Raw genomic sequence first — 25,934 nt, forward strand, 5'->3', positions numbered from 1 at the left:
TGATTATTAGGACTATTTTTCTAACCACCCGGCTACAGTCTGAACCGGACGAAACCGTTCAGGCCGGGTTATCCAAGTAACAACGGCTAATTTTTGATTATTAAGCTGTTCTATGGGTATGATAAACTGCCAAACCCCCACTTCTTTAGTTTCCTGTTGAAAGTCTAATACCACAAAGTCATGGGCCAGGTTTTTACCACTATTTTCTCCTGCTTTTATTGCTGTTTGTAAATTAAATCCTAACAAGGCAAAGTTAGCTTGCCATCTACCCGATTTTGCAAACTTCACTGTGGCTTGATTGTTAGTTAAATCTAAAGTTAACAACGGTGCCGGTTGAGATTTTTGTGGAGGTAATGCTTGCCCTTTAAACCAGCCACGCCATTCAGCGCCGTCAACGACCCAACCAGGCGTATACACTGAACGTACATTACCATTGGCACTTAATGCACGCTGCCTCTCAGAGTATTCCGCTTTACTAAACCGATCCTTCCAACCCAGCCAGTTCCAGTAATCTACATGAAAGGCTAAGGGAATGACCTCTTGCCATAACCCAGAGGCTTTTGTGAGTTTTGATAGGCTGCGATCAGCGGGTGGACAGCTACTACAGCCTTCTGAAGTGTAAAGCTCAACGATACGTGCTGGAGGACCTTGATGGGAAAACTGTTGACCAACAACAGTGAATGACGCTAACCCACTTATTACCAAAAGAATATAACGGACAACACAATTCACAACCACCTCCCGTTACGATAACTTTCATTACTCACAGTTACACAGCTACAGCTTAATTAAACTAGTTATTTGACTGATTATATGACCTTATAAGTACAGCCATTCTTTCAATATATTAATCCATTAATAGTTTCACACTCATTATCACACAAACTGCAATTAACAATGGTCTGATTAATTTGTTACCTTGTTTTAATACTAAATGAGAGCCAACATAGGCGCCTGTCACCTGACCTACAGCCATGAACAGCCCAACTGACCACACCACCTGACCACCTAAAATAAAAAATAACAATGATGCGATATTGCTCGACCAGTTCAATACTTTGCTGTGAATAGTCGCTAGGGTCAGGCTGTATCCCATTAAGGTAATATAAGCAATGGTAAAGAAAGTCCCTGTACCCGGTCCAAAAAAGCCATCATAAAACCCTATTCCCAACCCAATTAATAGCGCAAAGGTTTTTTCTGCAATTTTTTGCTGCGTTTGGTTAGCATTGATGTTGGGATTGATCAGCATATAAAGGGCAATGCCTATCAATAATATTGGGATGAGTTGGGTAAGGATCGCATTATCAATTAGTTGTACAACCACAGTTCCAATGGCAGATCCTATAAAAGTACAACTAATAGCCAATAGTAATGACTTAATAGTTACTTGTCCTTTACGAGAAAAATGGATGACCGCTGTACTTGTACCAAAACTAGCTTGTAATTTATTGGTTGCTAATGCTTGCGCTGGGCTTAAACCAGTGGCTAATAAGGTAGGCAACACAAGTAGTCCTCCTCCTCCAGCAATAACATCTATACACCCAGCCAAACTGGCAACAGCAAATAGCATAAACCATACTTCTAAGCCAAAAGCATCAAACACTATGCCTGCCCTCATTGATGTACATTTAAAGAAGTTGCTCTCATAACATGACTAACCAACTTCTTCAATATACCAATATAAACTAACAGTAATATACCCATTACGCATGTTTATTGGCTATGAGTAATAAATGACACTTTTACCCCTTTAATTTTTCTGCCAGCGTATTAAAATAGACATCAGATAATAAAATGATTTATTTAACCTCTGAATTTAACTAGGGCTTGTTAGCCCTCAAATAAAATAATATGCCGAAACCATCGGTAACATATGATACAAACAGAATGAATGGAGACAAATTCAGTTTACATTATGCCTAAAATCAAAAAAGCATCTGCAAAAAAACACGTAATAACCAGCTGCGGAGTTAAAATACTAAAAAGCAGCCATCAATACATTAAAGATTTAAAAGCACAAGGTTATCAGCCTGAAATTTATGGGCATAGAGTTTGGCAGTCTGGCTTTGTATTAATGAACTATTTAAAAAAACATCCCCTACCGAAACGAACTAGTGTGATGGAATTAGGCTGCGGCTGGGGAATAACCAGTGTATTTTTAGCCAAGCAGTATCGTGCCAGCGTCACCGCAGTGGATGCAGATAAGCATGTTGCTGCTTACTTAGCTCTTCACGCTAATTTAAACGAGGTGCAAGTTAAATTTAAACGTCACCGATTTGAACAAATCACCACTAAACAATTAAAAGGACAACATACACTAGTAGGTTCTGATATTTGCTTTTGGGAATCAATGGAAAACACCTTGTACAATTTAGTGCGGCGAGCCCTAAGAGCAGGTGTGCAACAAGTCATCATTGCCGATCCTGGTCGTAGCCCTTTCTGGCAACTCAGTGAGCGTTGTCAAGACAAACTTCATGCCAAGGTGGTCACTCATAGCATTAATAAGCCATCTCCTGCTGAAAAGTATTTACTAGTAATCAATCAATAAAGGAAAGTGTCAGGTTCGCTTTTACAACTACCCACTGACAGTAAGAATTTTTGAGCGGCAAGTAAGCGATTCAGGCTAACTGTTCTACACTGAAAAGCAGATGTGCAGTTGTTAAGTAAAGCCTATCATGACAGAAATTGCCGCACTACTGGCCAGACAGCCAATTGTAGACAGCAGTAAAAAACTGCAGGGATATGAACTACTGTTTCGATCAGATGACCCTAACGCTTTTCAAACAGCAGATGGTGACAGGGTTACGTCCGAACTGTTGGACAATGTACTCAGTGCATTCGATCTTGATGAGCTGGTTGGAGACAGCCCTGCTTATATCAACTGTACCCGCAATTTACTCTTGCAAAAAACCCTGATTAATCCAGACCGGTTTGTCTTAGAAGTCTTAGAAGATGTCAAACTGGATAAGGAGTTGCTGTTTTGCCTTAAAAAACTGAGAGACCAAGGTTTTACGATTGCCCTGGATGACTTCAAGTTAGACATGCAAACAGCAAAAGCCATACCATTTGTCGATATTATTAAAATCGATGTGCTTGACCATAGCAAAGAAGAAATTGCCTCTACTTTTAATACAGTTAAGCAACATAAAGTTAAGTTGCTTGCCGAAAAAGTGGAAAACTACCAGATGTTTGAGTACTGCAAACAACTAGGTTTCGAGTTGTTTCAAGGCTATTTTCTATGCAAACCAGAAGTACTCAGTGGCAAGAAAATGGAATCCAACAAGCTGGTGGTAATGGATTTAGTAGCAAAACTGCAAAATCCTGAGATTGATTTTGATGAACTAGCTGGCATTATTGATAAAGACCCAAGTATCGCCTATAAACTACTGAAAATGGTCAACTCTTCTTTTTATCATCGCAGTAAAAATGTTGAGTCAATTCGCCAAGCCATCACCATCCTTGGTTTAACTCAGGTACGCAATTTAGTCACCATCTTAATGCTGAGTAAGTTGACGGATAAGCCTAATGAGCTGGTTATTACTGCCTTAGTCAGAGCGATGATGTGCCAATTACTCGCTAAAAACACCAAAGGGACTGATCCAGGTGGCTCCTTCCTGGTCGGTTTACTCTCTACACTGGATGCCTTTATGGACCAGCCATTAGATGCACTGATCGGCTCTATGCCCGTTCCAGAAAGCTACAAAGAAGCCATTATCAACTTTAATGGCTTAATGGGTACTATTTTGGTTAACACCATGCTTTATGAACAAGGTGCCTGGCAAAAAATCAATTGGAACCAACTATCAGAGCATAACATCACGGACTATGCCATGCGTGATGCCTATTGCAACAGTTTAAAGGCTGCACAAGCCTTACAAAATCTGTAAGCTACTCACTATTTACACTGAGTAAATAACCGTTCTTATGAGTGAGCAGCTTCATTTAATTGATATTGGTGTTAACTTAACCAACAGCCGTTTTGACAGTGACCGGGAGGCAGTCATCAAGCGCGCTATTGATGCTGGTGTTACTACCCTGGTATTAACAGGCACTGATTTAGCTGAATCAGAAACAGCGCTATCGCTAAGCCAACAATGGCCTGAACATTGTGTCAGCACAGCAGGTATTCACCCCCATTATGCCAAAGACTGCCAACCCAACCACTTCAGTGCTCTGAAATCCCTAGTGAGTGAACCTCAAGTAAAAGCGCTAGGTGAAATGGGGCTGGATTTTAACCGGGATTTTTCACCCCGCTCCATTCAGGAGCAAGTCTTTATTCAGCAACTGGAACTGGCAGCAGAGCTTAAACTCCCAATATTTTGCCATGAACGAGATGCTTTTGAGCGACAGCGAGCAATTTTAAAAGAGTTTCGTGATCACTTAGTAGATATCGTCATCCACTGCTTTACTGGCGAAAAACAAGCGCTTTATGGCTACCTGGATTTAGACTGCCATATTGGTATTACCGGCTGGGTTTGTGATGAACGACGAGGCTATCATTTACACCCGCTACTAAAAGATATACCCAGCAACCGTCTTATGGTAGAAACGGATGCCCCTTATTTATTACCCCGCAGTCTGGAAAAAAAACCTGCTAACCGCCGCAATGAGCCCTGTTACTTACCGAAAGTCGTAACAACCATAGCAAAACAATTAAACAAGCCTATTGCGCAAGTAGCTAAAGAAACAACAGATACAGCTAAGGCATTTTTTCGGCTTTAAATGATCGACAGTCCCTAGTATTTTGATAGCTTGATGACCCACTTTTTTTGGGTGGGCATTCAGCCTCTGGACTTTGTGATGAGTTCAAAGGCTTTTTTTGGTGCAATACCAATCATTGAAGCTAAAAGACTCAGGACCATCGACGAACGGACAACACCACCTCACCAATGAAAGACTATTTTCTTTTCCTGTTACGCCTCTAATGTATCAATGAATTTAACCACTTCAATATCAGAATTTGAAATTTCCTCTTTGAGGGGATAACTCAAAAATAAAATATTATTTTCCCCGCAAACTGCACTTTCATCAAGAAGATCGAGTTCAGATTGCTCTTCAAGAGTGAGCATTGAAACTACTACATTGAATCCACGAGCTTTAAATTTACAGCCCCATTTCACTTAAACCTGGATGATCAAGTGGTCTCATACCTAAGGGCCAATGAAATTTACGTTCATTAATTGATATTAGAAGATCATTGATACTAGCAATTCGGTGCGCCATAAGCCCAAACTTATCAAATTGCCAATTCTCATTTCCATACGACCTAAACCAATTTCCAGAATCATCATGCCATTCGTATGCAAACCTAACAGCTATACGGTTTTCATTGTATGCCCAAAGCTCTTTCACTAATCTATAATCAAGCTCCTTATTCCACTTCTTTGTAAGAAACGCAACTATTTGATCACGGCCAGAAATAAACTCTGACCTATTTCTCCAGGCACTTGAGCTAGAATAGGCTTGAGATACTTTTATAGGGTCCCGGCTATTCCAGGCATTTTCTGCCATTCGCACTTTTTGAGTGGCTGTTTCTAAGTTAAATGGTGGGAGTGGTGGTCTTGAATCATCTTCTTTTATCACTTCATACTCCTTATGTTTTACTAAATTGGTTAAGCAAAAAGCACACACTAAACTTTTTGCGCCAATTATGTCCTCGCAGCCATTGGATGATTGGGATTCAGTTGTAATAAGTCCCACAGATTTCCGTAAAGGTCTTCGAAAACCGCTACTAAACCATATTCTTGCTCTGTTGGTGGCCTTACAAACGTTATACCAATAGACACCATTCGATTATAATCACGCCAAAAGTCATCTGTGTTTAGAAATAGAAAAACACGGCCACCCGACTGATTACCTATAAAATCAAATTGCTCTGGCTTTGATGCTTTAGCCAAGAGTAAAGTTGTGCCATTTGAGCTAGGCGGAGATATAACTACCCAACGTTTATCTTGCTCAGGTTGATAAATGTCTTCAATTAGTTCAAATTTAAGTTTGCTGACATAGAAATCTAACGCTTCATCATAGTCACGAACAACCAAAGCAATATGCACAATTGACTGCTTCATTCTTCTCTCAGCTTTTGACTGTGTAATGCTGGATTAAAGGGTAAAATAAGACCAGTGTCTTATTTTACCCAGCCCTTGTACCATTTGGCATTGAAGATTCAGGGCAAGCCAAACACGGTTGTAATTTATCTTCATAGCCGATATCAAAAAGCATACCTTGAGAGATTTCACCAACCATCTTTCTTTCAGGTAAGTTCACAACAAAAAGTGCTTGTTTGCCTTCAATTTCTTTAGGGTTTTCGCGCTCCTGTTTTAACCCTGCCAAGATAGAGCGAGTATGGTCGCCAAAATCAACAATTAACTTCATTAATTTATCTGATTTTACCACCTCAAGCACTTCAGTAATGGTGCCCACCCGAATATCAATTTTCGCGAAATCCTCGAACGTGATTTCATCTTTTATTGGAGATTGTTTCATCTACAGATCTCTAACTTTTTCTGGGTGCATAATGCCATAAATACTTGAACTTAAGTGAAATAAAGATGCCAGGTAGGGGGAGTACATCTAAACACATGCTAGGACAACCATAATGTACTGCTTATTATCACTTAGCCCATCTTAAGTGAAAAACATTTCCTTCAGAGTCAACAGCATTGCTTACATAAAAATTAGGGCCTTGCCATACTTCAGTATTAACAAAACCACCCTTTTCACGAATTTTATTCTTTGAGTGCTCAATATCTTGAACGGTAAAGAAAAGCTTAATTGCAAACTGCCGCTCTTCTGGAGGAGAAGATATAGCTAACTCAACAGGAGATTTATGAATAATCAACTGGAAACCATTTGCATTTAGAATATTCATCTCTGGTGTTTGATAGGTCAACACCATGCCACAAGAACTTAAATAAAATTCTGTAAGTGCTTCAACATTATTTGCATATATCAATGCACCTGACTTAGCTGGCCCGCTCATCTTTTCTCCATTGTTTAACTATTAGGTCGCTAAAACGATAAATTAAAGAGTACCGCCACCAGGACTATGTCCTTTACTGGAAAGCGTAATCAAACGTGGGTTAACCTAGGGTTTGGTATTTAAGCCCATGCTAACCCCTGTGGTAATTTAAAACTGCTGTACTCAACATGAACAATACGTCGATGATGCGGTGTTGTACCTTTACTTGAAGAATGAAGTATCAGAGGCCTCATTATTAATAAATCTCCAGACTTAGCTAGACAGATAAACTCTTCTGACTCTCTAACTACTCGATCTTGTTCATTTTTACTAAGTATGCCCAAGCGATGGCTCTTGGGAATAACCTTTAAGCAGCCATTGTTTTCACTTGCATCATCAAGATGTATGCGGAAAGTCACCATATCTTCCAAAACTTTTAAATCTGGCTGAACATGATTAATGCCATCTTTTAAAGTCCATGGCCCCCAACCGGGTATTGCTTTCTTACCATTTACTGAAATTGTCTTATCCTGATGCCAAGTGACAAGCCAGTTTTTATCGGGGGTTTTATCAAATACAATAACTCGAACCACTTCCGGTTTGCCTGATAAGTAGCTTTCAGCTTTGTTTCGAAGTAAGTTTGAATCAACAAGTTTTTTAACAGAGACTAACTTTTTCTCTGCATTTCGAATTCCATGCTTTGGAAAATCAGAATCTAAAGCTTCAATTTCATCAATGATTTTATTGATTGAATCATTGTCTAGAAAGCCAGGATGGATCTCAAATCCGTTTTCTTCAAAACTAAATTTTCGCACTATTCTTGCTCATAAAACATACAAACCAACACAACACAATACGCTACCGCCCTTGAGCACACCCAATATTAGTAACTACACACTTTGGGTAGCCAATATTTTTTAGAAAATATACAACACTAAAGCACCCAGCTTGCTGAGTGCTTCTGATTACATACTTAACAGACATTGTTAACAAATTCTCACTAAAAGTGAAGAACAGCATCACCCCTAACTAGGAGTACGGTCATAGAAATGCTGCTATAAAGGAAGTGAAACGATTCTGATCAGAAAATGTATACAGCGTTAGGGCCTACTCTGGATAGCCGGTGATTTTTCTGATGGTTTGGTAAAAAGGCTTAAGCTGTCGGTACATTTTTAAGTAGATTTCATTATACAGGGCATTATACCGGTCAGCATTTTCCTTTATTGGATCAAATACATCGCCAGTATGCACCATTTGTTGTACGGCAGATTCCGTGTCAGCATAGAGCTTTAACCCAACCGCTGCACTAATAGCGGCGCCTAAGCCGGAGGTTTCAAAGGTGTGGGGGCGAACAGCGGGCATATTGAATATATCGGCGGTGATTTGCATGGCGGCATGGCTTTGAGCACCACCGCCAGACACTCGTAATTGCGTAATAGGGGTTTTAGCCCGACGTTCGATGGTTTCTTTGCCTTCTCTTAAGGCGTAAGTAAGCCCTTCCAAAATAGCTCGATACATATGGGCACGAGTATGCACATCACCAAAACCTAAAATAGCGCCTTTAGCTGCAGGCTCTTTTAACCCAGGTGACCAATAAGGTTGCAGCATTAACCCCATAGAACCAGCAGGCACTGATTCGACTAACTCATCAAATAACGTTTCTGGTTCGGTGCCTTGGACTTCCGCTAATTGTTGTTCTTTTAAACCAAACTGTTCTTTAAACCAACTGACCATCCAGTAGCCACGATAAATCATCACTTCAGTATTATAAGCATTGGGGACTGCTGCAGGGTAAGGAGGAATAAACCGTATAGGCTCAATATACTTGGCATTTGTCGTATTAATAGTGGCGGTAGTGCCATAACTTAAACAACCAATATCCGGAGTTATACCACCCGAGCCTAATACCTCACAGGCTTTATCTGAGGCAGAAGCAATTACCGGTAATCCAACAGGAATACCCGTTTGCTCTGCGGCTTGTTGAGTAATTTGCCCCATGGTAGCGGTAGGCATCACTAGTCGTGGTAACTGTTCTGACGTTACTCCACTGCACATCCATTTCCAGTCATTGGGTTTCGCCCAGGCCAGTCTTTTATAGTCAAAGGGCAAATAGCCCACCATCGAGCCAATGGAGTCTACCCATTCACCCGTGAGCTGATAATTTAAATAGCCTGATAGTAATAAAAATTTATCGGTTTGTGCCCACAACTCAGGCTCGTATTGAGCAAACCAATTTGCCTGAGCTTTTGAACGGAAATAATCAACTGTAGAGTTTAAACCCAAAACACTAAATAACGTTCGCCAGGGCTGAGGTACCTTGCCACGTAATTCAGATCGCCGTTGATCCAACCATAAAATAGCTGGTCGTAATGGACGCCCCTGTTTATTCATGGCAATGACAGTGCCACGCTGTGTGGTAACAGTTACTCCTGCCAAGCGGGGTTTAATGCTTGAATCCAGTTGCCATAATTGCTGACATGCTGCGACAACAGATTGCCAATAATATTCCGGCTGTTGCTCCGCCCAACCAGGCTTGGGAGAAAAATACGGCTGTAAGGGTATTTTAGTTTTATACTGCAACTGTCCAGCCAGGTTAAACACCAAAGCACGCACACTTTGGGTACCATTATCAATGGCCAGAATTAATGGATCTTCACTAATAACTAATCTCCCACCCCAGATGCTTTTTTATATTTCAAGCTGCTTTCGTCAATAATTCTGGAAGACTATAGGCCTGTTGCCAAATTGTCAGGTAACGATCGGCTTCAGCCTGCCATTTAACTTCATTCCAGCCTAGCCATTGACAGCATAATGGTTTTAATTCTGAAAACCACTGACGTCCCCCTAATGGGCATAATAACCCTATCCGAGTTCTTCGCAATAATAAATCATCTAAATGCACCACCTGTTCCTGCTGTAAAATCCATTCAAGCTCAGCATATAGTGTTGGTGAGGGAGCAAATACTTGTAATGACTGTTTATTTTGCAACCTCCATAAGCTTAACCAAGCACCATAAGTGCCGTATAAACGTTGTTGTTCAGTAAAAGACAGTTGAGTGAAAGGCAACAAGGGCTGTCTATTTATCTGACGAAACCACTGTGAATTAATAAGTGAAGTAGGTAACGAGATAACTTCTTTTAATAAAGCCAACGTCTGTTCTGCAATTAGTTTAAATGTCGTCAGCTTGCCCCCTGTGATATTAACTATCGCTCCTTGACGCCAAATCACATGCTCCCGACTTAAGGCCGAAGGTGCTTGTTTTTCCTTACCAGCCAATACCGGCCGGACCCCTGACCAACTGGCCTGAACATCATCACGGGTTAGCTGCAAATTGGGTAATACTTGGTTACAGGCAGCTAATAAATAGTCGATCTCATTAGGGGTAATTGAAATATCAGCGGCTAACGGAGAATTATGGTCAACATCTGTCGTACCAATTACTGTAGCACCCTGCCAAGGTAAAATAAAAATAGGCCGCCGGTCTTCTGGATGAAAAAAACTAATGGCACCACTCATAGGCAAACGCCAGCCGGGAATTAACAAATGACTCCCTCTCAAGGGCCTAATTTGATAAAGTGATGGTTGTTGATAGTCATCGCCATTAATCCAAACGCCTACGGCATTCGCTACAGTTTTTACCGCCAACGAAGTACATTGATGAGTGATTTGATTTCGTACTGCTAACGTAACGCCACGATTACTCTGTTGAATAGCCTCTACTTTGGCATAGTTTAAAGCAATTCCACCATCCGCTTCGGCCTCCGTAATTAAACGCATTACCAGTCGTGCATCATCACTGATGCAGTCAGTAAAAATAGAGCCCCCTTGCAAGCCTTGCCAATTTAACAACGGTTGTCTGGCCAACACTTGGTGAGTACAAAGTGAACCAGAATGTGACTCTCTTGCTAGCCTATCGTATATTTTGATTAATAAATCAAAACTGTGCTGACCTGGGAAATTCCCCTGGTAATGGGGAACCATAAAGTGCAATGGCTTAACAAAACCTGGCAACTGTTGTTTAAGCCATTGCCTGGCTCGAATAGACTGAATGGCTAGCGAAAGCTGCCCTTTTCCTAAATACCGTAAACCACCATGAATTAACTTTGAGGAGCGGCTTGAAGTCCCTGATGCAAAATCCCCTTGCTCAAATAACGCGACTTTCACACCATAACGGGCTAGCTCTCGAAAAATAGCCGCACCAGTAATTCCACCGCCAATCACCACCACATCAATTGGTTGATGGTGCTGCAACTGACGCCACCGCTGTTGCCGGGTATATTGTTTTGCTTCAGGCCAGTTGCTCACAAGCTTCATGATGTAAACCCGGTTGGTGATTAAATTGTTCTTCTGATAGCAGACGACTTAAGTCTTCTTTTTTCTTAGTATTCGGTATTAATGTATCTGTTAGCAATGTACCTGGATTAAGTTGCTGATGGGGATCAAAACCCTTTAACCAGTCTTTTATTCGCTGAATACCCAACTCGCCTTTTTCAGCATTTAAATAAGGGGCATGATCTTTACCCACCCCATGGTGGTGACTAATGGTGCCACCCACTTTCACAATGGCTTCACAAGCAGCTTTTTTTAGTTTTTGCCAGCGAGCATAGGTCACTGAATAATTGTCTGCCTGACGAAATAAAAAGGTGGTGTATAAGCTGGCCCCTTGTGGGTAACAGTGAGAAATATGGGTAAATACCCAGATTTTTTCGCCTTCATCAACTAAAGCATTTGCTATTGCTTGTTCCAATTGTTCCTTGAGCAAATTAATTTGCGACCAGGCAATAGCAGTCTCAACCGTGTCCACTAAAAAGCCCCGTTGCCATAGGGCTTCCCTTAAATAAGGCAAACGAAACCGCCCAGCCGCCCATTTTTGTCCTAACCATTTCCCTGTTCCTACCCCTTGATGTTGCCTAACCAACTGTTTAAATAGCTTGATTTTGTGTTGGTAGTGACTTTTTTGCTGGCCAGTAAAACCCACTGTTAACATACACATCCCTTGCTGGCAGCCACGCTTCTGCAAAAACCAACGCAGCGCATTAATCAAGCGAGGATGACCAGCCAGCTGCAGATGGGTATCGGTTTCTACACCATCACTTAACCGCAACATGGACAGCCCCAATCGCAATTGCACCAGTTGCTTAACCAGAACTAATGCCTGCTTCCAACTGGGTAACACCACCACCCGAAACGACTCATAAGATGGACAAGGAGATACCCGCATAATGGCTTCAGTAATCACCCCCAATCGACCTTCTGAGCCAAGCACCCACTCCCTCAAATCAGGGCCTGCAGCAGAAGCTGGAAATGCAGGAATCGTCAGCGAACCATCTAACGTTTCCAACCGTCCTCCGGCAAATAACTGTTCAATACGCCCATAATAGAGTGACTGCTGACCACTGGAGCGAGTCGCAATCCAGCCACCTAAAGTAGAAAATTCAAACGATTGAGGAAAATGCCCTAAGGTATAGCCTTGGCTTTGCAGTTGTGACTCTAACTGTGGGCCAGTGGCACCAGCGCCGATTGTTGCAAGTTGGCTATCTTTATCAAAATGGATTAGCTGATTGAGTCGGGCGAGGCTTAACGTAATAATTGGCTGGTCTGAAGGTTGAGGGGTAATATGCCCCGCGACGGAAGTCCCCCCACCATAAGGAATTATTTTATAGTGGTGTTGCTTTGCCCATTGGAGCAGTTCTGCTACTTGATCACTGGTGGTAGGCATCGCCACGCCATCTGGCACTGCCCCCAGCTGCCCAGATTTTAATGCCAACCAATCAGCTAAACTTTGGCCGCGACTATGGTTAACCCGCACATCAGTGGAGCAATCAACCAAGGGATGTTCAGCTAAACGCGACTCTGGCACAGTTTCGAGCACCTCTGCTAAGGGGCTAACAGGTAACGGGTTTGCTCCTCCCAATTGGTGTGTTAAAAAGTGAATGGCTTGGTCTGGTAAGGGGTAATTTACCGATTCCCAGCCCCAACTATTCCAGCGGCGTTTGGTCATAAACCTGCTCCTTTATTATTTTTGTTGTCATTTACTCTTTGGAAACAACAACAGCCCCATTAGGAGCACTTGAGAGTTAACTTGAAAAGTTTTTAGCCTAAGGCACCCGTTGGCAAGGCGCAAAAGTGTCGGCATAGTGGGCCTACGTCAAGCTTTTGTAACACGGCCAGATGGGATGGATTGGTGATAAAAAATTCAAGTTAATTCTTAAGTGTTCCTAACTTATACTAACGTTTGTATTGCCTTCGTCACTGACCATTAACGCCGATTTAAGGGGCTAATCCTGACATGCCAGACACCTGCTTATGACCACTACTACCGGATCAACATCAACCGCCGCCTTAAGTCAGTTTGTTAAGCTGGCAGAGCATTACGGTTTGCCTGTTCAGCTACTCGCTAATCAAGCCGGTATTAGTGCCAGTCAATTATCATCCACTGGTACAAGGGTATCGTTAGCAGCCATGGAAAAGCTGCTGAGTCAGTTTATTGAAATGAGTAGCGACCCATTATTTGGCTTACATGCAGCTCAATTTGTTCAGCCTGGCTCCTATCATGTGCTGGGTTATATTGCCATGAACTGCGCAACACTGGCCGAAGCAGTAGATCGTATCCAACGTTATGAAGCACTGGTCGGGGATATGGGGCGTTCTCAATTACAATCAAATGGGAAAGGAGTGATTTTAAGCTGGCAATGTCAGTTTACCGATCCGTTAGTCCATCAGCATATGGTCGATCACTGTTTGGCTTCTTGGGTGAATTATGGGCGCTGGATTACTGATAAAAAGGAAAGTCCACAAAAAATTGAGCTAACACGGTCAGCTCCCAATTTGTCATCCCAAGCTGAGTATCAGCAAATTTTTCAATGCCCGATTATTTTTCAGGCTTCGCAAAATGCTGTGTGGATATCCCATGAGCACTTAAAGGTACCATTACGCCAAGCTGACCCCGGATTACTGCACACCTTAGAGCAACACGCCAATCAGTTAATTACTCAACTTAACAACCAGGATATTAGCCAACAAGTGTCGGCTAATATCCAACAAATGATGCCGAATATACCAAAGCCTGCTGAAGTAGCGGCTCTGTTAGGTATTTCAGCACGAACTCTACAACGGCGGTTACAACAGCAAAACACCCATTACCAAGCGCTGCTCGATCAGGTACGGTTAGCCACTGCCAAGCAGATCCTAACCAACACCCAATCAACCATTGAGCAAACAGCCCATGCGATAGGCTTTCATGATGTTCGCTCGTTTCGACGCCGCTTTAAACAATGGACAGGGCTCTCCCCAAATGAATACAGAGGCTCGATAGGAGAAAAAATAGAAAGCTAAGAAACTGCTTTAATACTCTCATCTATGACTATACTGGGTAAACAAACCAAGCCATCGCAGTACTGTTTTTAGTCATGGGTAATCGCGCTAAACATCAAACATTTTATGGGCAACGATCCGGCACACGAAGGAAAATAAAATGGCAAGCCGCGGTTAAATACAAAAAATATAAAAATGCAATTCCTGCCGTCACCCTTAATATTTCTGCACAAGGGGTTTTACTTGAAACACCGGTGCTCATTAAAGTGGGTGAAAAAGTTCCCATTATGATTGTAATAGATTACTTCGAACACTATTTCACGATATATGCAGATACCAAAGTCAGACATAGTTTTTCCAAGGAGCTTGATTGCTATATTGGCTTACAATTTATTAAATTAAATATCACTTATCGGGAGTTTTTAACTCGGTTTGCAGAAGGTTCGATTTAATTAAACTGGATCCTGGTGAATAATAATATCTGCATCAGGAAACTGATCAAGAATTGCCTCGTCTACCTTGTCAGAAATTTGATGAGCAGCCTCCAATGTCAAAGATTTATCTAATTCCAAGTGTAACTGAATGATTGGCGTCATCCCCGAGCGACGAGTTCTCAATTGATGAACTCCCTTCACACCTTTCACCTGTAGTATTATTTTGATAATCTGCTGACGGGTTGTATCTGGCAACTCATGGTCCATTAATAAATTAACAGCCTCAGTTAAAATATCTCGCGCCCCATAAACCATGTAACCAGCAATCCCTATCGCTATCAGGGCATCCGCCTGTGGCCACCCCCAAGCAGCTAACATTAATGCCACTAATACTGCCGTATTACTGAGCAAGTCTACCCGATAATGTAATGAGTCTGCCTTTATGGCTATTGAGCCCGTTTTTTTAATAGCCGTATGTTGAATGGTAAGTAATCCCAAAGTGGCCAAAATAGAAAATACGATTACCCCCACCCCCAGCCATTCAGACTCAATAACAAATTGTCGCTTCAGGTGGTCAATGGCATTAATCACCAAAAAAACACCTGATACTAAAATAAAAGCCGCCTGAACCAACCCTGCTAAGGATTCTGCTTTGCCATGGCCAAATTGGTGCTCTTTATCCGCCGGTTTTAGTGAATAACGAATAGCTATCCAGTTTATAACCGAAGCCAGTCCATCCAACACAGAATCAACCAATGATGCCAGTAAACTGACCGACCCCGTAAAAAACCAAGCAATGGCTTTAACCAGAATAAGCACTGCTGCAGTAAGCACTGAAGCAGCGCTAGCGAAACGCAACCAAAACGTATTGTCATTTGTATTTTGAATTTCCATTAGTTTCAATAAAATCAATAGGTTAGCTGATATTATTGATTATCCTGCATTAACCAGTTGATGTGCCAGCTTTTAATATGAATTTTTTTCAACACTCACTTGAATTTGATTAATTTGACTCAACCAACTCACCCACATACAGTCACCGGTTTGTTGGTGCCTAGTGACTCTAAGTAGTAGATGGAGTAATTGGGTTAAACGGGAAGATTGGTGAAAAGCCAGCGCTGCCCCCGCAACGGTAAGTAGTGATTTGTCTTATTAATACGCATTTATGCCCCTGTTAAAAGACAAATTACTATAAGCCCGATACCGGCCAACAAATAGACAATAGATTAAACCTATTAAAACCTGGTCATGCGGAGGGCTCCACCAGGGGAATAAACAACTTGTAGTTGGTTAAATAAGTTGTTTACTTCCTGATCCCTCTCAAAACCAATAACTAAGTTGTTACACCATAAGGTTTTGAGTTTAAAAATGCCAAACTTTACCCCTAAGCCATTGCTTATTAGTTTACTAATTGCCGGAAATACTGTTGCCGCCACTGAAGAACCTGTAGTACTTGATGAAATTATAGTCACCCCTACCCTTACCCCCACAACATTAGCGAACAGCCTAGCGCCTATTACTTTATTTACCCGTGAAGCAATCGAAAAAAGCCAAGCACAAGATTTACCGGAATTACTTAAACGGGTACCTGGGTTGGATATACGACAGACAGGGGGTATTGGCTCCAATACCAGTATTTTCAGTCGCGGTACTGCAACCAAACATACCTTAGTGTTAATTGACGGTATTCGCATTAACCAGCCCTCATCCGGTACACCACAAATCAGCTTAATTGACTTGGACTTAGTAGAACGAGTAGAAATTGTTCGTGGTCCTAAAGCCGCTATTTATGGTGCAGCCGCCATGGGCGCAGTGATTAATATTATTACCCGCAAGGATACGGACAAAACCTTAGCCCCTGAGTTAAATATCACCCGAGGCTCCCATAAAACTGAAAAATATGCTGGCGGCATTAGCGGTAAAATTGAAGATACTTTTTATAGTTTAAAACTGGGTTATCACAATACAGAAGGGTTTAATAGAAGAACAGACGACTCTCTAAAAGAGAATGATGGTTATCGGAATAACAGTATTAATGCCTACTTAAAACATAATTTTTCAGAAAAAACCTCACTCTCAGCCTACTTGTTTCAGAATAAAGGAGAAACTGAGCTTGACTTCGGTGGTCAGAATAACCAGTTTACTGAGTTTACCATACAAACTATTGGCACCGAGCTTACCCATCAATTTAATGATTCCTTAGATCTAAAACTAGGGGTTAGTCAATCAAAAGATTTTTCCGACTTTTTAAATGAAGATAACAGCTCTCCCTCACAATTAGATATTAAAAGTTATTCTCGTGTTGCTCATCTTAACTGGAAGCTTAATGAACACCATTTATTAACAACAGGTTATGAGTACATTGATGACCATATTGTAGGTAGTACTAGTCTAACAAAACGCTCTCGGTATAATCACGCCTATTTTATTCAAGACCAAATAACCTACGGTAATCACGATATTATCCTTGGCTTACGCTATGAAAATAACGAGCAATTTGGCCATCACTTAAGCAAGCAGTTTTCTTACGGCTACTGGTTTAATGACGATTTACAAGTCATTGCCAGTTATGGAGAGTCTTTTGCTTCCCCCACTTTTAATGACCTTTATCTTCCTGATACTCCTGGGCCTACAATTTATAGAAGCAATCCTAACCTTAACCCAGAAGAAGCAAAACACTATGAGTTAGCATTAAAAGGCTTTTCCGATAGCAGCTCATGGCGAATCAGCTTATTTGAAACCCAAATTGAAGATCTCATTGATAATAAAAATATTCCCAATAGCAATATTATTCAAAGACAAAACATCAGACGAGCAGAAATCCAAGGGTTTGAAGCTGAGTTGGTCACTGAGCTATTAGGCTGGAACTATACAACCAGTTTAACCTTAATTGATCCCAGGGATGAAGACACTGACACCACCCTACGCGCCCGCAGCAAACAATTAGTCAATATGAGTCTTAATAAAACCTGGAATCGCTATACGTTAGGTGTCGAGTGGTTTTTACAAGGTAAACGGCATAATGTCAGTGGCCGTGAAGACCTACCTGGTTTTGGTACTGTGAACTTATTACAATCCTATAAGTTAACGGATGATATTACCCTGCAATGGAAAATCAATAATATCTTTGACAAAGATTATGAAACCAATAAAGACTTTGAAGAAGATGGAATCAATACGTTAGTATCCTTGATTTATAGACCTAACTAACCACTAACGCCGTATATTATGACTCAAACCGACGAAGAAAAAGCCCGTTACCAAGCCCGGATGGCGAAGAAAAAAGCCCATATTGATCAAAAAGTGGCTGAAGCAACAGAAGAACGTGGCATTATTATTGTGCTCACGGGTAATGGTAAAGGTAAAAGTACCGCCGGTTTTGGCAATGTGGCCCGCTGTGTGGGCCATGGTTTTAAAGCGGGTGTGATTCAGTTTATTAAAGGCACCTGGGCTTGCGGAGAAAGGGATTTACTGGAGCAACATGGAGTGGACTTTCATGTTATGGCTACCGGCTTTACCTGGGATACCCAGGATAAAGAAAAAGACACCGCCGCTGCCCAAGCGGTCTGGCAATCCGGCAAAGCCATGCTCACTAACCCAGAACTACGACTGGTGTTGTTGGATGAACTCACCTATATGATTCGTTATGGCTATTTGGATGAAAATGAAGTCATTACCGCCTTACAAAACCGGCCTAAACAGCAGTCGGTTATAATCACCGGCCGCGGCTGCCCGAAAGCATTAATTGAATTAGCTGAAACGGTAAGTGAAATAAAACCCGTGAAGCATGCTTTTGATACAGGGATTAAAGCCCAACAGGGGATTGATTGGTAAAGTTTTCCGGTATCAAATCAACTTAAGACAAATAGGTTTGAAAGTGAGTGAGATGGTAACTAGGGGCTAGCAGCATCCTTGCTGTGGTAGAAAATCTGATCTATTGGCTAATAGTGCTTACAAATAATCATTCGTAATTTTTTCCTTAGTACCATCTTGCTCCATTGAATCCAGCGCTTTTTGTAATGCATTAACTACTGCATCAGGTGTTTCTTTATTCATAGCTAAATAAAGTTGGCTCTTTTTAAAGGTAAAGACTTTCTTTAAATCTCGAACGTTTTCTTGTGCGGCCAGATAACGTCCAGATAAATCACCTGTTGCCCAAAGATCAATTTTACCGGTTTGAAGTTTTTTAATATTTTCATTATCTCGAAATGACAAGTGTAACTTAAAGTTTTTTGATTCCAGATACTTAGCTTTCGCATCCCCTTTATAGCCACCCACGCGATAAGGCCTTGCACCATCAAGGCTACTAATTGAGATGTCACTGCTTTTTAATGCCATCATCACCCAGTCACTAGAAGCAATTGGGCCAACCCACTTAAACAGTTCCTCTCTTTCAGGGGTGCGGGAAGTAGAAAAAAGTCCGTACCGCCTTTTTTGAACAGTCAGTTCAAAAATCCGCTTCCAAGGAAAACGAAGGCTTAATGAATACTTGATACCTGCTCGCTTGAACATCTCTCTGACAATATCCGTCGCCAAACCATCAACATTATCTCCCCTGGCAAAGTTTTTATCATTAACACTCATATTATAAGGAGGATAGTTTTCCGTCAGCAATATCACTCGAAAGCTTTTTTCCGTTTCAGCTGCTCTATTGGTGGTGGCAAACAACAAAAAACTCAAAAATATGGCGACACAAAGCGTGTTTAACTTTAGTTTTACTGCCATTTTACTACATCCTCACCATCTGTTTATAACTATTATTTCAGACCAACTAAGTAACTTCCGATCTATTGCGAGTTATTTCCGGGCAGTACTTTCTACGTACCATTAAATACCATACTATTATTTAAATAGTGTTTATTGCAAGCACAACAAGTGAACACTTTATACTCATATATCATCGAATATAGCCGACACTCTGGGTATGTTATTCAACAACCACAAAAACATCAAAGCATTCTAAATTAGCAATTCCTAACCACTATTTCGAAACTGCTTTGCAACGATTTTAGGCAACTTTCATTTAATAAAAGAAATGCCCTCACTAATAAGGGCATTCTTTTAACTACTCCCTAATGTAACCATGCATGATAAACAATGTTATTATTTTAGATACTTATCTTGCACGGACTGAACAAATCCTTTATCTGCCATCACTTCTTCAAGTGCTTTTTGATGTGCTTTTACTACTTCATCATCAATGGTTTTATTAAACGCAAAATAGTGCTCTCCTATCGGGGTTGTTACTGCACTTTCAAAATCAGCTGTATTTAAGCCTTCTTTTTTGATCAGCCACTTGGCAACAGTACCATTGTACGAAATAGCATCTACTTTACCATCTTGCAGTTTTTTAATCATTGCAAAAAAGTTAGTTGATTGCGAAATATTCTTTTTAGGCACACCCTTTTCTTTTAATAAAAGCTCACCCAAGTCATCACGAATGGCTGCAAACTTAAACTTCTTATAATCCTCCTCAGAATTGATCATCACTTTTTTAGGGTTGCCTTTAAGTACGATCAAATCATTTGAGCCTTTTGACAGTGGTCCAACCCACTTAAATAAATCCTCACGTTTTTCTGTGCGAGTTGTAGAATAGAGAACGTTTAAGTTACCTGGCTCTTGGGTAGTTCGATAGCCTCTCACCCAAGGCTGAATTTTAATATCTTTTCTTGCCTGACTACTTTGCAGCTTTTCTAGCATAGCCACTAAGATATCACTATTCATCCCAACTGCCTCGCCATTTTCCCCTTTAAAATTATAAGGTGGGAACTCTTCCGTAATGTAGGTGATTCCTTGGGTTGGGTCTGCCCATACAGGTAAAGCTAATACAGTAAAAATCAGGCCAATTAGTGCTTTCATGGTTAAGCCCCTTCAGCAGCTACTACAATCAACTGTTTTCAAGTCTAGCACTGCTTTTCAAAAAAACATCACTATATTAAAAAAAATCAAAATTTGGTAATTTGGCTATATCTATAAACTTAACAATGAGAATTTAAAATATACGTACCGCTATTCTAATCACCAGAATCAATCAATAGAGGCAGATTACATGAAAGATATGAAAGTTGATAAAAACCCGTTATTTAGCAGTTAAATACCGGAAAATAATTTCATCGAATTTACCTGAATTAAAACCTTCGAGCAGCGCTTTATTAAAACGGATTAAGAACTGCTTTTTGTTCAACTTTTTAGCGACACCTAAAAAGTTAGGGTCCCGTTTAAATGGCTTGGGCAGCATGACAAATTGATCTTTCTGTAGCCCTAATTTCTTATTTCGAGCAATTGCCGCTTGTAATCCAAGTTTCCCAGGCCCTAATAGTACCGCATCAACTTGATTGGATAATAACAGCAATAGACGATCTTCAGGGGATGTACTTGCTCGTACCGTAAATAACCGGGTTGCAACCGCATTATCAAAGTCATCACCAAAGCTTGCTCCCAGGGTAACACTTATTGTTTTACCACGCAGGTCTTCAATTTTACTATATTGAAACTTTCCTTGTTTAGTCGTCACTAAAACCATATCGTCGTAGAACATGATATCAGAGTAATCGAATAGTTCGAGCCGCTCAGAATTCTTGGAAAAGCCGATAATTCCTCCTTTCCCTGCCAAAGCATATTTATATGCCCGCTTCCATGGATAAAGCCGAACTTCAAACTGGCAGTCCATCTGCTTACCAACGTAATACATCATATCCACCAAGATACCCTGAGGTTTGCCATGCTCATCAAGGTAATTTTTAGGTGGCTTATTAGCATTACCGAAAATAGTTAACTCACAGCTTAAAGCATTTTCTAAATGCGCTGTGTAGAATGCTGCAATTGATAACGTATATACAAGGATTAACAATAGGAGATTGCTAACATAGCCTTTCATATACTATCCCAAAAACTGTTAAACTTGGAGTATAAGTATAAACTTGAAAAACTAATTCAACAGACAAGAACAAACTTTTCATAGGTCATGATAATTAAACCCACTTTATTCACTATTAACCTGTGGTTACTGGTTACCCAAAGCCTTTCTGCAAAAACCAATATTACTATCAACTTAACTAATGGTGAATGGCCACCGTATCTCAGCCAAAGCTTACCTCATTACGGTTTTGCCTCTCATATAGTGACCAAGGCTTTTGCGACTGTTGATATTAAAGTGAATTATAGCTTTTTTCCCTGGACTCGTGCCTATCATTATGCACTTACAGGTAAAGGCATCAAGAAAATATGGCATGGTACAGTGGTTTGGGTATATACCCCCAAACGAGCTAAAAGTTTTTTCTACTCAGATCCAGTTGTTCAAGATCAAGAAGTATTATTTCATCTAAAAACGACACCACTTGAAACATGGCAACATATTAATGATTTACGTGGGAAAGTAATAGGTGGTACCCAACATACAACATATCCTACCTTTGAAAAAGCAGCACAACAGGGAATTTTACGCTTAGAACGAGCAGGAAACTACTTTGACTTATTTAACCGGCTATTAGGTAAGCGTATTGATGCTGTTCCCCAGGTAAAACAGGTTGGCCAGTATTACTTACGTACTCAATTTTCTACTCTACAAAGAGCGCTAATCACCAGCGCTCCTAAAGTAATCCAAACTCGGGAATATTTTTTAATTATTAATAAAAAAATACCTAGCAATAAACTATTGGTAAAAAAATTTAACGATGGCCTAAACAATATAAAGAAAAATGGCACATATTCGTATTTATATAAGCAATTAATCAATGGTTTTTATGATATACAGTCTCCTCCGGAGTAATGAACCAGTTTACATACTTTTCGCGAAGAACTTTTAGGTGTTAGTTGAAAGTATTTTACTCCACCTCTACCACAAGCAATACCTTAAAAGGGTGTCGCAAATAGCCATTTCAATGCATCAAGACTTAGGTATAAATTAGCTTACGATATGCATTGCCTCGAACCTATTTACCTTGTATAGCGAAAGTAAAGAGTAAACGACATATAAATGACATTTTATCGCTATAAAAACGTAAGTCGTTTGTAACCCTGTAGTGATGATAAGTATGTCAAAATAGTGTCGTATTACGCAAAAAAATAACAACCAGCAAATATACCCAGTCGTCCATAATCAGGAAGGAGTAAACCATCATGCACATTGCCATACCAAAGGAGTCCAACCCTCTGGAGTCCCGGGTGGCAGCTACGCCAGCCAGTGTTCAACAGCTTGTTCAAATGGGCTTTAGTGTTTCCGTTGAAAACAATGCTGGTGCTGCAGCCAAGTTTCCAGACCACCAATATGAAACAGCAGGTGCTACCCTTGAAGATGACCAATCCAAGTTATTAGCAAGTGCTGACATTATTTTTAAAGTAGAAGCCCCTAATTTAGATGAGCTAAACCACATTAAACCTAATACGACACTTATTTGCTTTATATCACCAGCTCAAAATGAAGACTACTTAATAACCTTGTCGGAAAAACAAATCAACACGCTTGCTATTGACTGCGTGCCCCGAATATCCCGAGCCCAAAAGTTGGATGCTCTCAGTTCTATGGCCAATATTGCCGGCTACCGTGCTGTTATTGAAGCGGCCCATAACTTTGGTCGCTTTTTTACTGGACAAATTACTGCTGCTGGAAAAGTCCCACCCGCCAAAATTTTAATCATTGGGGCTGGGGTTGCCGGGTTGGCCGCGGTTGGTACTGCAAAAAGCATGGGTGCTATTGTGAAAGCCTTCGATACCCGCCCTATTGTAAAAGAACAAGTAGAGTCTTTAGGTGGTGAGTTTTTAACTGTTGATATTGAAGAGGACGGCAGTGGTAGCGGTGGCTATGCCAAAGAAATGTCCCAAAGCTTTATTGATGCAGAAATGGCATTATTTAGAGAGCAGGCAAAAGATGTCGACATAGTTATTACCACTGCCCTGATTCCAGGTAAACCTGCACCTAAATTGTGGTTAGCCGATATGGTTGAAACAATGAAAGAAGGATCTGTCATTGTGGATTTAGCCTCTCAGCAAGGTGGCAACTGTGAACTCACTGAACCAGGTGAAAAAGTAATAAAACATGGTGTAACTATTATTGGTTATACCAATTTACCTAGTCTATCGCCTACCCAGGCATCAACCTTATATGCAACTAACTTAGTACATTTACTGTCGGAACTCTCGCCTGAAAAAAATGGTACGATTAATATTAATTTTGATGACGAGGTAATCCGGGCAACCACTGTGGTGAAAGATGGAAATATCACTTGGCCTCCGCCCCCCATCCAGCCATCAATACCTACGCCAGCACCAACTTCAGCTCAGGCAAAGTCACAGTCTACTGTCACAGCACAAACTACCCAACCGGAGAAAATTCACGATAAAAAAACCACAACCAAACAGCTCATTGCTTTTTGGCTGGTCGCAGGTTTATGCTTGCTAGGCATTGGCAAATCAGCGCCACCAGAGTTCGTCACTCACTTCACTGTTTTTATATTATCCATTTTTATTGGATGGCAAGTTATCTGGAATGTCAGTCACTCATTACACACACCATTAATGAGCGTCACCAATGCTATATCAGGTATTGTTGTAGTTGGGGCCTTATTACAAATTACAGGTTCTGGTTCAGGCGTGATTACCTTTTTAGCATTCATCGCTGTGCTCATTGCCACCATTAATATTGCCGGTGGTTTTTTTGTTACCCATCGCATGTTGAAAATGTTCCGTAAATAAAATAAGAGGCGACAAGAAATGACCGGAATGATTGCAATGGCCTATTTATTTGCGGCCGTCATGTTTATTTTAAGCCTGGGAGGCTTAAGTACTCAGGAAACAGCGAAACGTGGTAATATATACGGCATGACAGGTATGGTAGTGGCTATTTTAGCTACAGTAATGAGTGCCTACGTCGAGTCTTATGGCTTGATTATCTTTGCTATGTTAGTTGGTGCTTCGGTTGGATTTATCCTGGCCAAAAGAGTACAAATGACAGCAATGCCTCAAATGGTAGCATTATTACATAGCTTTGTTGGGTTAGCTGCTGTCTTAATTGGTTGGTCAGGCTACTTAGTATCAGATAAAGTGACCACCACTGGTGCAGCCCACATTATTCACAATATAGAACTGTATTTAGGTATTTTTATTGGTGCCATTACCTTTACAGGTTCAATTGTGGCTTTTGGAAAATTACAAGGGACCATTTCTGGTAAGCCATTAATGTTGCCCTTTCGTCATTTACTCAATTTAGGTGCATTATTGGTAACCATTTGGCTTGGGATGGAATTTGTACCTGCCAGTTACAGTGGTGCCAACACTTTTTATTTATTGATCATGACCATCATTGCTCTATTACTTGGCATCCATTTAGTGGCTGCTATTGGTGGTGCAGATATGCCTGTCGTCATTTCCATGCTTAATAGTTATTCTGGTTGGGCTGCAGCTGCCACAGGGTTTATGTTAGCAAATAACTTATTGATCGTTACAGGTGCTTTAGTTGGTTCATCAGGTGCTATCTTAAGTTACATCATGTGTCGTGGAATGAACCGCTCATTTATTAGTGTCATTTTAGGTGGTTTCGGCACTGGCGAAGGTGAAATGGTTGCTAGCGTTGAAAATGATCAAGGTGAACCCGTTTCTATTGGTCATGAGGAAGTGGCAGATTATCTTGCTGAAGCCAATAATATCATTATTGTGCCAGGATTTGGCATGGCTGTCGCACATGCCCAAATGGCAGTTAGCGAGCTAACAAACAATCTACGCAAACAGGGGAAAAGTGTTCGATTTGGCATTCACCCGGTCGCAGGCCGGCTGCCAGGTCATATGAATGTCTTATTGGCTGAAGCTGATGTACCCTACGACATTGTGTTGGATATGAACGAAATCAACAGTGATTTTCCAGAAACAGATGTCGTATTAGTCATTGGTGCCAATGATACGGTAAACCCTGATGCAGTTGAAAAGCCTGGTTCTCCAATCGCTGGCATGCCAGTTTTAGAAGTATGGAAAGCGAGAAAAGTCGTTGTATTAAAACGCTCTATGGCCTCTGGTTATGCGGGTGTTGCTAACCCACTATTCGTTAAAGAGAATTCCCGAATGTTATTTGGTGATGCCAAAGATAGCGTACAAGCTGTATTAAGGGATTTAGCAACAGGCTAATCCGAAGAGTATTCCTTTAGGGACCATAAGCTCGGATCATTCAAAATAAACAGCTTGCTCTATTTCCTTCACATGCGCTAACGTCTGAAGGCAATAGAGCAAAATTTAACAG

The 25,934-nt window shown here is 40.9% G+C and carries 25 protein-coding genes and 1 riboswitch; of the genes, 10 read left to right on the forward strand and 15 right to left on the reverse strand.

The genetic code is table 11. The annotated features are described in order from the left end of the window. Nucleotides 1–12 precede the first annotated feature (12 nt). Complete coding sequence (locus G4Y78_RS17390; RefSeq protein ID WP_163834229.1) at nt 13–732, reverse strand: DUF1223 domain-containing protein; 720 nt, start codon at nt 730–732, stop codon at nt 13–15. A 115-nt stretch (nt 733–847) separates the two neighbouring features. Further along, nucleotides 848–1,618, reverse strand: a complete 771-nt coding sequence (locus G4Y78_RS17395) for a TSUP family transporter (protein WP_163834230.1) — start codon at nt 1,616–1,618, stop codon at nt 848–850. 297 nt (nt 1,619–1,915) lie between these two features. Between G4Y78_RS17395 and G4Y78_RS17400 the strand changes: the two genes are divergently transcribed. The 3 genes from G4Y78_RS17400 to G4Y78_RS17410 all read left to right on the forward strand — a co-directional run bounded on the left by G4Y78_RS17400 (nt 1,916) and on the right by G4Y78_RS17410 (nt 4,722). After that, the gene (locus G4Y78_RS17400) at nt 1,916–2,548 is read left to right on the forward strand and encodes a class I SAM-dependent methyltransferase (RefSeq protein WP_163834231.1); all 633 of its coding nucleotides are present in this window, start codon (nt 1,916–1,918) and stop codon (nt 2,546–2,548) included. 127 nt (nt 2,549–2,675) lie between these two features. Further along, nucleotides 2,676–3,887: an EAL and HDOD domain-containing protein gene (locus G4Y78_RS17405; protein ID WP_163834232.1), complete on the forward strand. Its 1,212-nt coding sequence runs from the start codon at nt 2,676–2,678 to the stop codon at nt 3,885–3,887. A gap of 37 nt (nt 3,888–3,924) precedes the next feature. After that, complete coding sequence (locus G4Y78_RS17410; protein WP_163834233.1) at nt 3,925–4,722, forward strand: TatD family hydrolase; 798 nt, start codon at nt 3,925–3,927, stop codon at nt 4,720–4,722. A gap of 191 nt (nt 4,723–4,913) precedes the next feature. On the opposite strand, the gene G4Y78_RS17415 is transcribed toward G4Y78_RS17410, so the two are convergent. From G4Y78_RS17415 to G4Y78_RS17455, 9 genes are all read right to left on the reverse strand, one after another. Further along, nucleotides 4,914–5,069: a hypothetical protein gene (locus tag G4Y78_RS17415; protein ID WP_163834234.1), complete on the reverse strand. Its 156-nt coding sequence runs from the start codon at nt 5,067–5,069 to the stop codon at nt 4,914–4,916. Nucleotides 5,070–5,103: 34 nt separating this feature from the next. Further along, a complete protein-coding gene (locus G4Y78_RS17420) occupies nt 5,104–5,583 on the reverse strand; it encodes a nuclear transport factor 2 family protein (protein WP_230425608.1) in 480 nt (159 codons plus the stop codon). Nucleotides 5,584–5,648: 65 nt separating this feature from the next. Then, nucleotides 5,649–6,068, reverse strand: coding sequence for a VOC family protein (locus G4Y78_RS17425; RefSeq protein ID WP_163834235.1), 420 nt, complete (start codon nt 6,066–6,068; stop codon nt 5,649–5,651). Nucleotides 6,069–6,132: 64 nt separating this feature from the next. Beyond that, nucleotides 6,133–6,486, reverse strand: coding sequence for a tRNA-binding protein (locus G4Y78_RS17430; RefSeq protein WP_163834236.1), 354 nt, complete (start codon nt 6,484–6,486; stop codon nt 6,133–6,135). A 127-nt stretch (nt 6,487–6,613) separates the two neighbouring features. After that, nucleotides 6,614–6,982: a VOC family protein gene (locus G4Y78_RS17435; protein ID WP_163834237.1), complete on the reverse strand. Its 369-nt coding sequence runs from the start codon at nt 6,980–6,982 to the stop codon at nt 6,614–6,616. Nucleotides 6,983–7,101: 119 nt separating this feature from the next. Continuing rightward, nucleotides 7,102–7,776 (reverse strand): phytanoyl-CoA dioxygenase family protein, encoded by a 675-nt coding sequence (locus G4Y78_RS17440; protein WP_163834238.1) that lies wholly within the window; start codon nt 7,774–7,776, stop codon nt 7,102–7,104. Nucleotides 7,777–8,068: 292 nt separating this feature from the next. Beyond that, entirely contained in the window at nt 8,069–9,643 is a 1,575-nt protein-coding gene (locus G4Y78_RS17445) for an FGGY-family carbohydrate kinase (protein WP_329604972.1), read from the reverse strand. Nucleotides 9,644–9,656: 13 nt separating this feature from the next. After that, nucleotides 9,657–11,276, reverse strand: coding sequence for a glycerol-3-phosphate dehydrogenase/oxidase (locus G4Y78_RS17450; protein WP_163834239.1), 1,620 nt, complete (start codon nt 11,274–11,276; stop codon nt 9,657–9,659). Then, a complete protein-coding gene (locus G4Y78_RS17455; RefSeq protein ID WP_163834240.1) occupies nt 11,251–12,963 on the reverse strand; it encodes an FAD-binding oxidoreductase in 1,713 nt (570 codons plus the stop codon). The genes G4Y78_RS17450 and G4Y78_RS17455 overlap by 26 nt, the downstream gene beginning before the upstream one ends. Nucleotides 12,964–13,268: 305 nt before the next feature. On the opposite strand from G4Y78_RS17455, the gene G4Y78_RS17460 reads away from it, so the two are divergent. Then, on the forward strand, nt 13,269–14,297 hold the full coding sequence (locus tag G4Y78_RS17460) for an AraC family transcriptional regulator (RefSeq protein WP_163834241.1): 1,029 nt from the start codon (nt 13,269–13,271) through the stop codon (nt 14,295–14,297). Nucleotides 14,298–14,371: 74 nt separating this feature from the next. Next, nucleotides 14,372–14,728: a PilZ domain-containing protein gene (locus G4Y78_RS17465; protein ID WP_163834242.1), complete on the forward strand. Its 357-nt coding sequence runs from the start codon at nt 14,372–14,374 to the stop codon at nt 14,726–14,728. On the opposite strand, the gene G4Y78_RS17470 is transcribed toward G4Y78_RS17465, so the two are convergent. Next, on the reverse strand, nt 14,729–15,604 hold the full coding sequence (locus G4Y78_RS17470) for a cation diffusion facilitator family transporter (protein WP_163834243.1): 876 nt from the start codon (nt 15,602–15,604) through the stop codon (nt 14,729–14,731). It lies immediately after the preceding gene. A 137-nt stretch (nt 15,605–15,741) separates the two neighbouring features. Further along, nucleotides 15,742–15,936: riboswitch (cobalamin riboswitch) on the forward strand. 142 nt (nt 15,937–16,078) lie between these two features. Between G4Y78_RS17470 and G4Y78_RS17475 the strand changes: the two genes are divergently transcribed. Both G4Y78_RS17475 and cobO read left to right on the forward strand, forming a co-directional pair. Beyond that, on the forward strand, nt 16,079–17,920 hold the full coding sequence (locus G4Y78_RS17475) for a TonB-dependent receptor domain-containing protein (protein WP_163834244.1): 1,842 nt from the start codon (nt 16,079–16,081) through the stop codon (nt 17,918–17,920). Between the two features lie 18 nt (nt 17,921–17,938). Further along, nucleotides 17,939–18,544, forward strand: a complete 606-nt coding sequence (cobO, locus tag G4Y78_RS17480; protein ID WP_163834245.1) for a cob(I)yrinic acid a,c-diamide adenosyltransferase — start codon at nt 17,939–17,941, stop codon at nt 18,542–18,544. A 117-nt stretch (nt 18,545–18,661) separates the two neighbouring features. On the opposite strand, the gene G4Y78_RS17485 is transcribed toward cobO, so the two are convergent. The 3 genes from G4Y78_RS17485 to G4Y78_RS17495 form a co-directional block, all read right to left on the reverse strand. Then, on the reverse strand, nt 18,662–19,435 hold the full coding sequence (locus tag G4Y78_RS17485) for a substrate-binding periplasmic protein (protein WP_163834246.1): 774 nt from the start codon (nt 19,433–19,435) through the stop codon (nt 18,662–18,664). A 378-nt stretch (nt 19,436–19,813) separates the two neighbouring features. Further along, entirely contained in the window at nt 19,814–20,569 is a 756-nt protein-coding gene (locus G4Y78_RS17490; protein ID WP_163834247.1) for a substrate-binding periplasmic protein, read from the reverse strand. Between the two features lie 220 nt (nt 20,570–20,789). Continuing rightward, nucleotides 20,790–21,587, reverse strand: a complete 798-nt coding sequence (locus G4Y78_RS17495; protein WP_163834248.1) for a substrate-binding periplasmic protein — start codon at nt 21,585–21,587, stop codon at nt 20,790–20,792. Between the two features lie 87 nt (nt 21,588–21,674). Between G4Y78_RS17495 and G4Y78_RS17500 the strand changes: the two genes are divergently transcribed. The 3 genes from G4Y78_RS17500 (at nt 21,675) to pntB (ending at nt 25,822) form a co-directional block, all read left to right on the forward strand. Continuing rightward, nucleotides 21,675–22,478, forward strand: coding sequence for a substrate-binding periplasmic protein (locus G4Y78_RS17500; protein ID WP_163834249.1), 804 nt, complete (start codon nt 21,675–21,677; stop codon nt 22,476–22,478). A gap of 350 nt (nt 22,479–22,828) precedes the next feature. Beyond that, a complete protein-coding gene (locus G4Y78_RS17505) occupies nt 22,829–24,400 on the forward strand; it encodes a Re/Si-specific NAD(P)(+) transhydrogenase subunit alpha (protein WP_163834250.1) in 1,572 nt (523 codons plus the stop codon). An 18-nt stretch (nt 24,401–24,418) separates the two neighbouring features. Continuing rightward, nucleotides 24,419–25,822, forward strand: coding sequence for a Re/Si-specific NAD(P)(+) transhydrogenase subunit beta (gene pntB / locus G4Y78_RS17510; RefSeq protein WP_163834251.1), 1,404 nt, complete (start codon nt 24,419–24,421; stop codon nt 25,820–25,822). The last annotated feature ends 112 nt before the right edge of the window (nt 25,823–25,934 follow it).

The organism is Spartinivicinus ruber (assembly GCF_011009015.1).
Classification (GTDB): domain Bacteria; phylum Pseudomonadota; class Gammaproteobacteria; order Pseudomonadales; family Zooshikellaceae; genus Spartinivicinus; species Spartinivicinus ruber.